18 protein-coding genes are annotated in these 13,077 nt (G+C 62.8%); 5 read left to right on the forward strand and 13 right to left on the reverse strand.

What is annotated here, in order from left to right; all coding sequences use genetic code 11:
• Positions 1 to 87: 87 nt before the first annotated feature.
• From SGN16_RS26015 to nrdR, 12 genes are all read right to left on the reverse strand, one after another.
• Positions 88 to 888 carry a cobalamin-binding protein gene (locus SGN16_RS26015; protein ID WP_335945952.1) on the reverse strand — a complete coding sequence of 267 codons (801 nt, stop codon included), beginning with the start codon at positions 886 to 888 and terminating at the stop codon, positions 88 to 90.
• Positions 885 to 1,304, reverse strand: a complete 420-nt coding sequence (locus SGN16_RS26020; RefSeq protein WP_210641307.1) for an MFS transporter — start codon at positions 1,302 to 1,304, stop codon at positions 885 to 887. Before SGN16_RS26020 ends, SGN16_RS26015 begins: the two co-directional genes overlap by 4 nt.
• Positions 1,301 to 1,918: a GTP cyclohydrolase II gene (gene ribA / locus SGN16_RS26025; protein WP_210641309.1), complete on the reverse strand. Its 618-nt coding sequence runs from the start codon at positions 1,916 to 1,918 to the stop codon at positions 1,301 to 1,303. Before ribA ends, SGN16_RS26020 begins: the two co-directional genes overlap by 4 nt.
• A gap of 109 nt (positions 1,919 to 2,027) precedes the next feature.
• Positions 2,028 to 2,786: a transporter substrate-binding domain-containing protein gene (locus tag SGN16_RS26030; RefSeq protein ID WP_210641311.1), complete on the reverse strand. Its 759-nt coding sequence runs from the start codon at positions 2,784 to 2,786 to the stop codon at positions 2,028 to 2,030.
• 11 nt (positions 2,787 to 2,797) lie between these two features.
• Positions 2,798 to 3,301, reverse strand: coding sequence for a phosphatidylglycerophosphatase A (locus SGN16_RS26035; protein WP_210641313.1), 504 nt, complete (start codon positions 3,299 to 3,301; stop codon positions 2,798 to 2,800).
• Positions 3,298 to 4,263, reverse strand: coding sequence for a thiamine-phosphate kinase (gene thiL / locus SGN16_RS26040; RefSeq protein ID WP_335945916.1), 966 nt, complete (start codon positions 4,261 to 4,263; stop codon positions 3,298 to 3,300). Before thiL ends, SGN16_RS26035 begins: the two co-directional genes overlap by 4 nt.
• 16 nt (positions 4,264 to 4,279) lie before the next feature.
• Positions 4,280 to 4,780, reverse strand: coding sequence for a transcription antitermination factor NusB (gene nusB, locus SGN16_RS26045; RefSeq protein ID WP_047229742.1), 501 nt, complete (start codon positions 4,778 to 4,780; stop codon positions 4,280 to 4,282).
• Positions 4,777 to 5,253, reverse strand: coding sequence for a 6,7-dimethyl-8-ribityllumazine synthase (gene ribE / locus SGN16_RS26050; RefSeq protein ID WP_003206025.1), 477 nt, complete (start codon positions 5,251 to 5,253; stop codon positions 4,777 to 4,779). The genes nusB and ribE overlap by 4 nt, the downstream gene beginning before the upstream one ends.
• A 90-nt stretch (positions 5,254 to 5,343) precedes the next feature.
• On the reverse strand, positions 5,344 to 6,435 hold the full coding sequence (ribBA, locus tag SGN16_RS26055) for a bifunctional 3,4-dihydroxy-2-butanone-4-phosphate synthase/GTP cyclohydrolase II (protein WP_335945915.1): 1,092 nt from the start codon (positions 6,433 to 6,435) through the stop codon (positions 5,344 to 5,346).
• A 16-nt stretch (positions 6,436 to 6,451) separates the two neighbouring features.
• Positions 6,452 to 7,126 carry a riboflavin synthase gene (locus SGN16_RS26060; protein WP_210641317.1) on the reverse strand — a complete coding sequence of 225 codons (675 nt, stop codon included), beginning with the start codon at positions 7,124 to 7,126 and terminating at the stop codon, positions 6,452 to 6,454.
• Between the two features lie 46 nt (positions 7,127 to 7,172).
• A complete protein-coding gene (ribD, locus tag SGN16_RS26065) occupies positions 7,173 to 8,306 on the reverse strand; it encodes a bifunctional diaminohydroxyphosphoribosylaminopyrimidine deaminase/5-amino-6-(5-phosphoribosylamino)uracil reductase RibD (RefSeq protein WP_335945914.1) in 1,134 nt (377 codons plus the stop codon).
• Positions 8,303 to 8,767, reverse strand: a complete 465-nt coding sequence (gene nrdR / locus SGN16_RS26070; RefSeq protein WP_013694316.1) for a transcriptional regulator NrdR — start codon at positions 8,765 to 8,767, stop codon at positions 8,303 to 8,305. Before nrdR ends, ribD begins: the two co-directional genes overlap by 4 nt.
• 127 nt (positions 8,768 to 8,894) lie before the next feature.
• Between nrdR and SGN16_RS26075 the strand changes: the two genes are divergently transcribed.
• The 3 genes from SGN16_RS26075 to trxA all read left to right on the forward strand — a co-directional run bounded on the left by SGN16_RS26075 (position 8,895) and on the right by trxA (position 11,084).
• Positions 8,895 to 9,359 (forward strand): YbaY family lipoprotein, encoded by a 465-nt coding sequence (locus tag SGN16_RS26075; protein ID WP_210641321.1) that lies wholly within the window; start codon positions 8,895 to 8,897, stop codon positions 9,357 to 9,359.
• Entirely contained in the window at positions 9,356 to 10,012 is a 657-nt protein-coding gene (locus SGN16_RS26080; protein ID WP_335945913.1) for a 50S ribosomal protein L11 methyltransferase, read from the forward strand. Before SGN16_RS26075 ends, SGN16_RS26080 begins: the two co-directional genes overlap by 4 nt.
• Positions 10,013 to 10,211: 199 nt before the next feature.
• On the forward strand, positions 10,212 to 11,084 hold the full coding sequence (gene trxA / locus SGN16_RS26085) for a thioredoxin (protein WP_210641325.1): 873 nt from the start codon (positions 10,212 to 10,214) through the stop codon (positions 11,082 to 11,084).
• Here trxA and SGN16_RS26090 read toward each other — a convergent pair.
• Positions 11,081 to 11,434: a hypothetical protein gene (locus tag SGN16_RS26090; RefSeq protein ID WP_335945912.1), complete on the reverse strand. Its 354-nt coding sequence runs from the start codon at positions 11,432 to 11,434 to the stop codon at positions 11,081 to 11,083. The two genes, trxA and SGN16_RS26090, sit on opposite strands and share 4 nt — an antisense overlap.
• A 130-nt stretch (positions 11,435 to 11,564) precedes the next feature.
• Here SGN16_RS26090 and SGN16_RS26095 point away from each other — a divergent pair, with 130 nt between their 5' ends.
• Positions 11,565 to 12,146, forward strand: coding sequence for a DUF2796 domain-containing protein (locus SGN16_RS26095; protein WP_335945911.1), 582 nt, complete (start codon positions 11,565 to 11,567; stop codon positions 12,144 to 12,146).
• Positions 12,147 to 12,365: 219 nt separating this feature from the next.
• Positions 12,366 to 13,076: an ABC transporter ATP-binding protein gene (locus SGN16_RS26100; protein WP_335945910.1), complete on the forward strand. Its 711-nt coding sequence runs from the start codon at positions 12,366 to 12,368 to the stop codon at positions 13,074 to 13,076.
• The last annotated feature ends 1 nt before the right edge of the window (position 13,077 follow it).

Raw genomic sequence — 13,077 nt, forward strand, 5'->3', positions numbered from 1 at the left:
CACAGGGGATTTTTGGTGAATTCAGATGCTGTATCCGCCGTAGATCAACTGTGGGAGCGAGTTTGCTCGCGATGAGGGCACCGCGCTCTACCTGTCCGGCGCAATCAACCCACACAACCGGGCCGTCGCCTCGATCATCTGCCCACTGGGCCGTTCCAGCCCCTTGTCACGCACTAACAGCAACCGCCCCTGCGCCACTGCTGCCAGCTGCGGCCAGGTTTTCCAGGCGTCGAGCTGGGCTTGCTCCGTGGCCAGGATGATCTGCGGATTGCGTTGCAACACCGACTCCACGCTCACCTGCGGCGCCGGCACGCTCAGGTCGGCGAAGACGTTCCGCGCCCCGCACACCGCCAGCGCGTCACTGATGATCTGCCCGCCACCGACGGTGTACAACGGTCGGTCCCAGACCTGATAGAACACCGGCAACGGTGTATCGCGCCGGTAACGCTGGCGCAGCGCCTCAAGACGCACGCGCAACTGTGCCGCTCGCTGCACGCCCCGCTCCGGGCGAGCGAGTTGTGCGGCGATGTCTTCGATTTGGCTGATAAGTGAGTCGAGGCCACGGGGCTCGGCAACGTAGACCGGAATGCTCAAGCCCTTGAGCTGCTCACGCTGGGCCGGCCCCACGCTACCGGGCCAAAGCAGCAACAGGTCGGGCTTGAGGCTGAGCAAGCGCTCCATGTCCAGCTGCCCGTAACGGCCCACCGAGGGCAGGTCGTCGAGCCCCGCCGGACGATCGCCGGCGTCCAGCACGCCCACCAACAGGTCGGCAGAGTCCAGTTCAACGACAATTTCAGTGAGTGACGGCGCAAGGCTGACGATGCGGTTGGCCGCCACCGTCGAGGCACTGGCGGCCAGCAGCAGGACTGCCAGCCAGCGGCTCATCAGCCGAGCTGACGCGGGATGCGATACAGGTAGAACAGTACCGCGGAGGACAAGGCCAGCAACATCAGCGGCACCGCTTCCAGGCCCACGAACACCGCGAGAGCACCGATCCAGGCCGGCAGCCCCGCAACGAGGAAGGCTGCACGACGACGGGCCGCCAGGGTAATCCAGGCCTGGGGCTCTTCCGGTGTGTCGAGGGCTTTCTGGGTCGCAACCAAGGCGTGTTTATAAGGCCCGAAGAATCGCAGGCTGACAAACATCGACGCCACGCCAGCAATAAACAGCGGCATCGCCAGCACCGGCAGAATCGCTTCGCCCTCGCCAAACACCAGGTTGATCACGAACAGCGGCACCAGGGCCAGGGCCAGGTATTTCCACCAACTGACGGCCAGTCGCCGCCGAACCTGGCCACGCGTCACGCCCGGTCGACCTCGTTCTGATGCTCGTTGCCCATCATGTGGTCGAGCTTGCTGGCCTTGGTCGCCAGATAGAGTTTGTTATGCGGATTATGGCCGGTGTGCAATGGCACACGCTCGGCGACCACGATGCCCATGTCGGTCAGCGCCTTGACCTTGCGTGGGTTATTGGTCATCAGCCGCAGGGACTTGATGCCCAGGTGCTCGAGCATCGGCAAGCAAATGCTGTAGTCACGCAAATCAGCGGCAAAGCCGAGGCGTTCGTTGGCTTCCACGGTATCGGCGCCACCGTCTTGCAGTTCATAGGCGCGGATCTTGTTCAACAGGCCAATGCCGCGACCTTCCTGGCGCAGGTACAGCAGCACGCCACGGCCTTCACGGGCAATGGCCTGCAACGCGGCTTCGAGTTGCGAACCGCAATCGCAGCGCTGGCTGAACAGGGCATCGCCCGTCAGGCATTCGGAGTGCAGGCGACCGAGTACCGGGCTACCGTCGGCGAAATCACCCAGGCTCAGCACGACGTGCTCGCGGCCGGTGGCTTCATCGAGAAAACCATGCATGGTGAATTGCGCAAAGGGCGTTGGCAGCTTGGAAGCGGCAACAAAAACGACAGGCACCGGTGTGCTCCTGATCTAGTACTGGAGTTTCGCAGAGGCGGGCATTGTAACAGCACGTCCCGACAGACGCTTAGGCTGAATTGTCGGCCATAACCATCGAAAAGTTTGATTACGGCTTCGGCGGCTTGCCATTCTCGTCGAAAGGATAGGGTTGCTTCCAGCGTTCGAAAATCGGCTTGAGCTGGCCAGTTCTCACCAGCACCTCCATGCGCTGGTCAAACAGCTCACGCAAGGCCCGTCCGTTTTCGGTGTTGGCAAAGCCCAGGTACAGCGGCAAATTGATCAGCGGCGAGAGCTTGAACTGCTGAGGATTATCGGCTTTGGCGAGCACATCCTGGATTTCCATCAACGCATCGATGTAAAAATCGGCGCGATCATGGACCAGCATCGACAAAATACCCACCGAGCGGTGGATTTCATTGAAACGCCGGATGTTGGGCAGATAGTTGTTGTATTCGTACCCTCGCATCCATACCAGCCGATAGTTGCCGACCGTCGCCAGCGTCGGTGCCGGCTTGGAGGCCAGCCCAAGGGCATAGATGTGGTCGACGTCGTAGTGCCACTTAGGGTAAAGCACACCTTCGGACTCATCACGATAGGCGCCGACCTGCACATCGACTTCGCCGCGCTGCACCAACCCGGTCGAGCGGGTGTAGGGCACGCTGCGAATCTCCAGCTTGACGCCCGCAGGCTCGAACACCTCGCGCAAGATGTCCCAGCCCATGCCCCGGCCATCGGCCTGGGTGTAATCGGCCCATTCCTCGCTGGCCGCACGAACCTTGCCGGGCAGCGCCGTCGGCCCTGCCGCCCAGGCACTGAGGCAGCTCCCCAAGCACAGCAAAAGCAACAGTGTGCGGCTTACGCCCATTCCTGGTTCCCTCAGGTAAAACACCACACCAACCCCTGCATTGCCAGCCAGGCAAAGACCCCGGCCAGTACATCGTCAAGCATGATGCCAACGCCTCCATGCACATGCCGGTCTATCCAACGAATCGGCCATGGCTTGAGAATGTCGAAGAAGCGAAACACCAGAAAACCCGCCAATAGCCAGTACCAGCCTTCCGGCACCAGCCACAGGGTGATCCACATGCCGACCATTTCGTCCCAGACGATGCCTTCATGATCGTGCACCCGTAGGTCATCCGCCACCTTGCCGCACAACCAGAAGCCAAACAGCATGGTGACGCCCAGCATCAGCCAATAGCCCCAGTCCGGCAACATCTGCCACAACGGTATAAAGGGTAGCGCAACCAGCGAGCCCCAAGTGCCCGGCGCTTTAGGCAATGTACCCGAACCGAAGCCGAATGCCAGGAAATGCCAGGGATTGCGCCAGACCGAGGGCGGAACGAACTCCGCCGGGACCTGGTTGGGATGATCTGTCACGGTGTCTCCCGAAAATGTTGATAGCCCCGAATTTGCGGGGTGATGTCGCGCCCGTCTTGATCGAGCAACTTGACCCCTTGCCCGGCCATGACGCGGCCGATCACATGGATTGGCCAGCCTGCGGCCTGCAACACCGACAATCGGACCGGTGGCAAGGTGAAGAGCAGCACGTAATCGTCACCGCCACTCAGGGCGGCGTGTGCTGCTCCCGGTTGGCCGAGAAACGTGACTAAAGCTTTGGACAACGGCAATCGGTCCCGTTCAACCTGTAATGCCACACCAGACGCCAGGGCAATATGCTCGCAATCGGCCAGCAGACCATCGGAAATATCCATCGCCGCACTGGCCTTGCCGCGCAGGGCCAAGCCCAGGTCGATCTGCGGTTGTGGCGACCAATAATGCGCCAGCAGCGGCTCGGCGACGACAGGTTCGGCTTCACGTTGGCCAAGCACCAGCGGCAATGCGCCAGCGGCATTGCCCAACTCGCCGCCGACACACAGCCAATCACCAGGCTGCGCGCCACTTCGGGTCAGGGCCTGGCCGGACGGTACGCGCCCGAACACGGTCATGGTCAGGCTCAACGGCCCGCGGGTGGTGTCTCCGCCCACCAGTGCCACGCCACAGGCCTGGGCCATGAGGTTGAGCCCTCGGGCATAGGCTTGCAGCCAATCGGCAGTCACCGCCGGCAAGGTCAAGGCAAGGGTAAAGGCCAAAGGCGTGGCGCCCATGGCTGCCAGGTCACTGACCGCCACGGCCAGCGAGCGCTGGCCGAGCAGGAACGGGTCGCATGGATCTGGAAAATGTACACCGGCCACGAGCGTGTCGGTGGATACCGCCAGTTGTTCCCCGGGAGGAACAGCCAGCAAGGCGCAATCGTCGCCGATCCCCAGCGCAACGCCTTCGCCGCCTTGGGCGCAAGGCGCAGCGGCGAAGTAATGACGGATCAGCTCAAACTCACCCATGGGATTTCAAGCGCAATCAGCGCTTGAACGCCTTCACTTCAGCTTCACGCAGACGTGGGGCCAACTTGTCGAGCACGCCGTTGACGAACTTGTGGCCATCGGTGGAACCGAAGACTTTCGCCAGCTCGATCCCTTCGTTGATCACCACACGGTACGGTACGTCGACGCGTTGCATCAATTCCCAGGTGGACAGACGCAACACTGCCAGCTCAACCGGGTCCAGCTCTTCGATGGTCAGGTCCAGGCAAGGGGCCAGGGCGATATCGATCTCGGTCTTGTGGGCCGGCACGCCGTGGAGGATCTCGCGGAAATACGCGCCATCGACATCACTGAAATCGTTGTCGACCCGAAACTGCGCTTCGATCTCGTTCAGCGATTGCTTGGCCATGTGCCATTGATACAGCGCCTGGGTCGCGAGCTGACGGGCTTCGCGGCGCTTGACGCTCTTGGATGGCTTGCCGGCATCGGCGGGCTTGGGATCGCGCGGGTTGAAACGATCGCTTTCGTCGCTAATCACTTGGCCTCCAACTGCGCCAGCAGGCTGACCATTTCCAGGGCGGACAGGGCAGCTTCGGCACCTTTGTTACCGGCCTTGGTGCCGGAACGCTCGATGGCTTGCTCGATGGAATCAACGGTCAGCACGCCAAAGGCGACTGGCACGCCGAACTCCATGGACACCTGGGCCAGGCCCTTGGTGCATTCGCCGGCCACGTATTCGAAGTGCGGAGTACCGCCACGAATGACCGCGCCCAAGGCGATGATCGCCGCATATTCGCCCTTTTGAGCGACTTTCTGCGCAACCAGTGGAATTTCGAAGGCGCCAGGCGCACGGATGATGGTGATGTCGCTTTCGCTCACGCCATGGCGAACCAGGGCATCGACCGCACCGCCGACCAGGCTCTCAACCACGAAGCTGTTGAACCGGCCCACTACCAGAGCGTAGCGGCCTTTGGGGGCGATGAAGGTACCTTCGATGGTCTTCAGGGTCATTCGTCAGATCTCTTAAAGAGCCAGAGCGCGTTCGATACGCGCTCCTCAGTGATATTAGCCACGAATACAGGGCCGGAAAATCCCGGGCTATTATTCGGAGGGCACGTATTCTACAACTTCCAGATCGAAACCGGATATCGCATTAAATTTCATCGGTGCGCTCATCAGGCGCATTTTACGCACACCCAGGTCGCGAAGGATCTGCGAACCGGCACCGACGATGCTGTAGGTGGTCGGTTTTTTCACCGCCGTCTGATCGGCGGTTTCACGGATGTGCGCCAGCAGCACGTCGCCATCGAGCGGGTGCCCGAGCAGCAGCACCACGCCGCTGCCCGCCTCGGCCACTGCAGCCATGGCGGCCCGCAGGCTCCAGCGACCGGGCTGCTTGACCATCAGCAGGTCGCGCAGCGGGTCCATGTTGTGCACGCGCACCAGGGTCGGTTCTTCGGCGCACACCGTGCCCAGGGTCAGCGCCATGTGCACGTCGCCTTCCACCGAATCGCGGTAGGTCACCAGGTTGAACTGGCCCAGCTCACTGTCCAGCGGCTGCTCGGCAATCCGCTGAACGGTACGTTCGTGGATCATCCGATAGTGGATCAGGTCGGCGATGGTGCCGATCTTGATGTTGTGTTCGACGGCGAACGCTTCGAGTTCCGCACGACGGGACATGGTGCCGTCGTCGTTCATTACTTCGCAGATCACGCCGCTGGGCTCGAAACCGGCCATGCGCGCCAGGTCGCAGGCCGCTTCGGTGTGGCCAGCGCGGGCCAGGGTACCGCCGGCCTGGGCCATCAGCGGGAAGATGTGGCCAGGGCTGACGATGTCTTCGGCCTTGGCGTCTTTCGCCGCGGCGGCTTGCACGGTGCGCGCACGGTCAGCGGCGGAGATACCGGTGGTCACGCCTTCGGCGGCCTCGATGGACACGGTGAACTTGGTGCCGAAACCGGAGCCGTTGCGCGGCGCCATCAGCGGCAACTTCAGCAGCTCGCAGCGCTCGCGGGTCATCGGCATGCAAATCAGGCCACGGGCGTGCTTGGCCATGAAGTTGATGTGTTCGGCCTTGCAGCACTCGGCGGCCATGATCAGGTCGCCTTCGTTCTCGCGGTCTTCGTCATCCATGAGGATGACCATCTTGCCTTGGCGGATGTCTTCAACCAGTTCTTCGATGCTATTGAGCGCCACGCGGCACCCCCTTGGGTCAGGATTTGAGGTAGCCGTTGGCGGCCAGAAAGCTTTCAGTGATGTTACCCGGCTTTTGTGGGGAGCCAGGCTCTGCGGCCTTGTCGCCCAACAGCAGGCGTTCCAGGTAACGGGCCAGCAAGTCGACTTCCAGGTTGACCCGACGCCCCGGCCGATACGAGGCCATGATGGTTTCGCTCAGGGTATGGGGAATGATCGTCAGCAGGAACTCGGCGCCATCCACCGCATTGACCGTCAGGCTGGTGCCATCGACGGTGATCGAGCCTTTATGGGCAATGTACTTGGCCAGTTCCTTCGGCGCACGGATGCGAAATTCCACGGCCCGGGCATTATCGCTGCGCGAGACCACTTCGCCGACGCCGTCGACATGGCCGCTGACCAGATGGCCGCCCAAGCGGGTGGTCGGCGTCAGGGCTTTTTCCAGGTTGACCGGGCTGCCGCTCTTAAGGTCGTTCATGGCGGTGCAGTCGAGGGTTTCGCGGCTGACATCCGCCAGGAAACCATTGCCTGGCAATTCGACGGCGGTCAGGCATACGCCGTTTACCGCAATGCTGTCGCCCAGCTTGACGTCGCTCAGGTCGAGCTTGCCGGTTTCGACGTAGACCCGCACATCACCGCCCTTGGGGGTGAGTGCGCGGATGCTGCCGATGGATTCGATGATGCCGGTAAACATGGAGTCCTCCTCGAGAACAGGCCGCCGCTTGCGCGAAAGCCGGGAATTATACGCTCGCCTTGGGTACGGGAACGGCGATGACTCGCCAGTCATCGCCCACGGCGCGGATTTCAGTGATTTTCAGCTCTGGGGCGTCTTTCATCTGCGCCAGCGGCCAGTCCAGCAATGGCCGCGCCGAAGAGCCGAGGAACTTGCCGGCGATGAAAATCTGGAATTCGTCCACCAGCCCTTGCCGGGCAAATGCCCCCGCCAGGCGCGGACCGGCTTCCACCAGAACCTCGTTGACGTCACGGCCGGCCAGCTCCACCAGCAGCCGGCGCAGATCGACCTGGCCGTCATCACCCGCCACGATCATGCATTCGGGACCATTGGCGTACTGTTCTTCCACCGCCATGCAAGTAGCGACCAGCGCCGGGCCAGCCTTGAAGAACGGCGCGTTCAGCGGCACCCGCAGGCGCCCGTCCACCAGCACTCGCAGTGGCGGACGGCTCATGACCAGCGCGGTCTGCTCCGGGTCCAGTCCGAGCTCATCGGCGCGCACGGTCAGCCGGGCGTTGTCCGCCAGCACCGTATCGGCGCCGGTCAGCACCACGCTGGCCTGGGCACGCAGGCGTTGCACCGCCGAGCGTGCGGCCGGGCCGGTGATCCACTGGCTTTCGCCGCTTTCCATGGCTGTGCGGCCATCGAGGCTCATGGCCAGCTTGACCCGCACGAACGGCAGGCCGTGTTCCATGCGCTTGAGGAAACCTTCATTGAGCTGGCGTGCCTCGCCTTCCAGCACGCCGCTTTCAGTGGCAATACCAGCCTGGGCCAGCCGTTGCAGACCACGACCGGCCACTTCCGGGTTGGGGTCCTGCATCGCCGCCACCACCCGCGCCACGCCGGCGTTGACCAACGCGTCGGCACACGGCGGTGTACGCCCGTGATGGCTGCAAGGTTCGAGGGTCACGTAGGCCGTGGCGCCCCGGGCCAGTTCAGCGGCGGCGCGCAGGGCATGGACTTCGGCATGGGGCTCACCGGCGCGAATGTGCCAGCCTTCGCCGACAATCTGCCCGTCACGCACGATCACACAACCAACCCGGGGATTGGGGTGGGTGGTGTAGTGACCGCGCCGCGCCAACTCCAGGGCACGAGCCATGTAGTGGGCGTCGAGGACGGCCTGCTGCGCCGAAACGCTCATTCTTTCACCGGCTCGCGAGCCAGGCGGTCGATTTCTTCGCGGAACTCGTTCAAGTCCTGGAAGCGCCGGTACACCGAGGCAAAACGGATGTAGGCGACTTCGTCGAGCTTTTGCAGCTCGGCCATCACCAGCTCACCGACCACCAGGGATTTGACCTCGCGCTCGCCGGTTGCCCGCAGCTTGTGCTTGATGTGCACCAGCGCCGCTTCCAGGCGCTCGACGCTCACTGGGCGTTTTTCCAGGGCGCGCTGCATGCCGGCGCGCAGTTTTTCTTCGTCGAACGGCTGGCGACTGCCGTCGGTTTTGATCAGGCGCGGCAACACCAGCTCAGCGGTCTCGAACGTCGTGAAACGTTCGCCGCAGGCCAGGCATTCGCGACGGCGGCGGACCTGTTCGCCCTCGGCGACCAGTCGCGAGTCGATGACCTTGGTGTCGTTGGCACCGCAGAATGGACAGTGCATGGTGGCAGGCAACAAAAAAAGGGAGGGCCATGGTAGCGCATCCCACTGGCAAGACAAGCCATAGGGTTTACGGTATACAGACGGGCTTACCGTCAGATCCATGGAATTTACCTTGCTGGAGCCACACATGCCGCTACGATCGCTCGTTTTGCTCAGTTTTTTCAGCCTGCTGATGGCGTGCAGCAGCGACGCCCCCAAGCCCGCAGCGCCCGCCCCGGCCCCAGCGCCGAAACAGGCCCAGGAAAAAGCCCGCCAGGCCGCCGAGCTGGGGCCGCTGCCGGCGTACCAGCGGGAATTGAGCGGCACCCTGCAAGGCGTGCCGGCCGGGGCCGAGGTCGAACTGGCGCTGCTGGTGATCGATGACAAGGACCGTCCGCAGCAACTGCTCGCCAGTTCCAGCCTGATCGGTACCAACCAGGCCCTGCCCTTCCGCCTGCGCTTCAACCCCGATGCCTTCCCGGTTGGCGCTCGTGTGGAACTGCGCGGTCGTGCCAGCCAGTCCGGCCAGTTGATCCTGCACCTGCCGGAACAACGCATCAGCCAACCGACCACCCAGGCGCTGGGCGCCCTGCAGTTCGTCAAAGCGCCATGAATGCACCGCAAGACCTGCAACACGCGTTGGGTGAGTTGCTGGGCGACGCACGCCTGGTGGCTTGCCCACTGCCGGGCACGGACTTGAAACTGTGGCTGATCGACGGCGACAACATGGACCGCGCCTTCAGCCCGGAAGAAACCCGGCGCATCCTCCACGAGCCGCCTTACTGGAGTTTCTGCTGGGCCAGCGGCCTGGCGATGGCCCGCTATCTGGCCGAACAGCCGCAGTGGGTCGAGGGTAAGCGGGTGTTGGATTTCGGTGCCGGCTCTGGTGTCGCTGGCATCGCGGCGGTCAAGGCCGGCGCGCTGGAAGTGGTGGCCTGCGACCTGGACCCGTTGGCGATTGCCGCATGCCAGGCCAATGCCGCGCTCAATGGTGTGGGACTAGGTTATTCGACGGACTTCTTTGCCGAGGCCGATCGTTTTGATCTGGTCCTGGTCGCCGATGTGCTCTACGACCGCGCCAACCTGCCACTGCTCGATCACTTCCTCAGCCGCGGTCGCGAGGCCCTGGTGGCCGACTCCCGGGTACGGGATTTCCAGCATCCGCGGTACCGGCGCATCGAAATGCTTGAAGCCATGACTTTGCCCGACCTGGCCGAGCCTGAAGAATTTCGGCATGTGAGCCTGTACCACGCGCGCCGTGACTAAATAAAAGCTTCGCGAGCAAGCCCGCTCCCACAAGGCTGTCGGTTGTTCAGACATTTTGCGCAAGACGCCTCCCTCTGTGGGAGCGAGCTTGCTCGCGATGAGGCCCCGTCAATCAATACATCTCTCACGATCTCCCGGCTTTCAGCCACCCCCACCAAGCCGTATAGTTGCCCCATTCAAGCGCTCTACGAGATTCCCCATGACCCAGGACACCCCCTACATCTTCGACGCCACCACCGCCGATTTCGACCAGTCGGTGATCGCCAACTCTTTCCACAAACCGGTGCTGGTGGACTTCTGGGCCGAGTGGTGTGCACCGTGCAAGGCGCTGATGCCGATGCTGCAAACCATCGCCGAGAGCTACCAGGGTGAGCTGCTGCTGGCCAAGGTCAACTGCGACATCGAGCAAGACATCGTCGCCCGCTTCGGCATCCGCAGCCTGCCCACCGTGGTGCTGTTCAAGGACGGCCAGCCGGTCGACGGTTTTGCCGGAGCCCAGCCGGAATCGGCCGTGCGCACGATGCTCGAGCCCCATGTGCAGATGCCGCCTCCAGCCGCTGCCGATCCGTTCGAACAAGCCCAGGCGTTGTTCGACGACGGTCGTTTCGCCGACGCCGAAGCGGTGCTCAAGGTGCTGCTGGGTGAAGACAACACCAACGCCAAGGCCCTGATCCTGTATGCCCGCTGCCTGACCGAACGCGGCGAACTGGACGAAGCGCAGACAGTGCTCAATGCGGTGAAAAGCGACGAGCACAAGGCCGCCCTCGCCGGTGCCAAGGCGCAAATCCAGTTCCTCGGCCTGGCCAAGCACCTGCCGGACGCCGCCGACCTCAAGGCCCGCCTGGCCAAAGACCCGCAGGACGATGAAGCGGTGTATCAACTGGCGATCCAGCAACTGGCGCGCCAGCAGTACGAAGCGGCCCTCGACGCGTTGCTCAAGCTGTTCGTGCGTAACCGCAGCTACAGCGAAGGCCTGCCCCACAAGACCTTGCTGCAAGTGTTCGAATTGCTGGGCAACGATCACCCGCTGGTGACGACCTATCGCCGCAAGCTGTTCGCCGCGCTGTATTAAGCCTTTGGCCCCACCCAGCTATAGAGCGGCGTATCGCCGCCGCTCAACACCTTGACCTCAGCGCTATGGCGCAAGCGCACCAACAGGCGCTTGCCTGCCGACGCACTGCCGCTCAGGCCTTCAAGCTGTTCCAGCAGGTCCGGACCGCTCAACTGCCCGGCCTTGCGCAGCAGTTCCTTGGCGATCTGCCACAGGGCATCGTCCTGATTCTCCGGTTTGCCCACCGGTGCCGCCACGCCCTCGGCCTTGGCCACTTGTAACTGCGCGCCAAGCTGCGCCCAGTCGCCTTCATCCATTTCGATCGACAAGTCCACCGGCCAATCGCCGACGGTTCCGCGTATCCGCAACATCACTGTGCTCCTGAATATTTCATGTACGCATGCTCCCATGGGCCTTGCGCGACGCCAAGCAGACGGTCAAACTCTGCGCACTTTCGTTATAAGATTACATAACACAACTTGTACTTCCTGGAGACTCGTCATGCGTCGTCTGCTTCTTGCCCTGCCGTTCGCCCTGCTGCCATTGGCTGTCGCTCATGCGGCGGTCGAACACGATCATGACCACGAGCACGGCAGCCTCGGCGCCCACGAACATGGGGTCGGGCGGCTGAATGCGGCACTGGACGGCCAGACCCTGGAGTTGGAACTGGAAAGCCCGGCGATGAACCTGGTGGGCTTCGAACATGCCGCCACCAGTGACGCCGACAAAGCCAAGGTCGCCGCCGTACGGGCGCAGCTGGACAAACCGTTGGCACTGTTCAACCTGCCCGCCGCGGCCAAATGCACCGTGGCCCAGCAGGAACTGGAGAGCCCACTGTTCGGCGATGAACCAGACCATGAAGACCACGATGAAGACGCCGACGGCGACGAACACCACGAGCACAGTGAAATCCATGCTCACTACCAGTTCACCTGCGCCGCCCCGGGTGCATTGAAGAACCTGGACCTGGCAACACTGTTCAAAACCTTCCCGGCCACCCAGAAAATTCAGGTACAACTGATCAGCCCGAGCGGCCAGCAAGGCGTGGAAGTGACGGCCAAGGTGCCTACCCTGAAGTTCTGAGTTATTACTGCGGCTCCCGCGGTTGATCTGCTGTGAATGCAAATGCGTGAGCAGCAGAGATCCAATGTGGGAACGAGCTTGCTCGCGATGAGGTCGGCACATCCAGCACTTATGTCGCCTGACACATCGCTATCGCGAGCAAGCTCGCTCCCACGGTTGATCGACTGTGAATACAGAATATGTGGGCAACAACGATCCATTACCTTGAAGTCAGCAAACATGACCCAAGCACTCATCGAACTCTCCGACCTGGGCTTCAGCTGGCCCGGGCATCCGCCGTTGCTGGATATCCCGGCGTTTCGCCTGGAGGCTGGCGAAACCTTGTTCCTCAAGGGGCCGAGCGGCAGCGGCAAGACCACGCTGCTGGGGCTGTTGGGCGGAGTGCAGACGCCAGACCGTGGCAGCATTCGCCTGCTCGGCCAGGAACTCACCGAGCTGGGTGCTGGCAGCCGCGACCGCTTTCGCGTGGACCACACCGGCTACATCTTCCAGCAATTCAATTTGCTGCCGTTTCTCTCGGTACGTGAGAACGTCGAGCTGCCCTGCCACTTTTCCAAGCTGCGGGCGCAACGTGCGCTCCAGCGCCACGGCAGCGTCGATCAAGCCGCCGCCACGCTACTGGCGCACCTGGGGCTGACCGATCCAAGCCTGCTGGAGCGCCGCGCCGACTCGCTGTCCATCGGCCAGCAACAACGGGTCGCCGCCGCCCGGGCGCTGATCGGCCAACCGGAGTTGGTGATCGCCGACGAACCGACTTCGGCCCTGGACTACGACGCCCGAGAAAACTTCCTGCGGTTGTTGTTCGCCGAATGCCGCGAGGCCGGGTCGAGCCTGTTGTTCGTCAGCCACGACCAGAGCCTGGCGCCGCTGTTCGACCGCAACCTCTCGCTGGCCGATCTCAATCGCGCCGCCACGCCACTCGAGGTCTGAG

Origin of the sequence: Pseudomonas sp. G166, assembly GCF_037027455.2 — a bacterium.
Taxonomy (GTDB): domain Bacteria; phylum Pseudomonadota; class Gammaproteobacteria; order Pseudomonadales; family Pseudomonadaceae; genus Aquipseudomonas.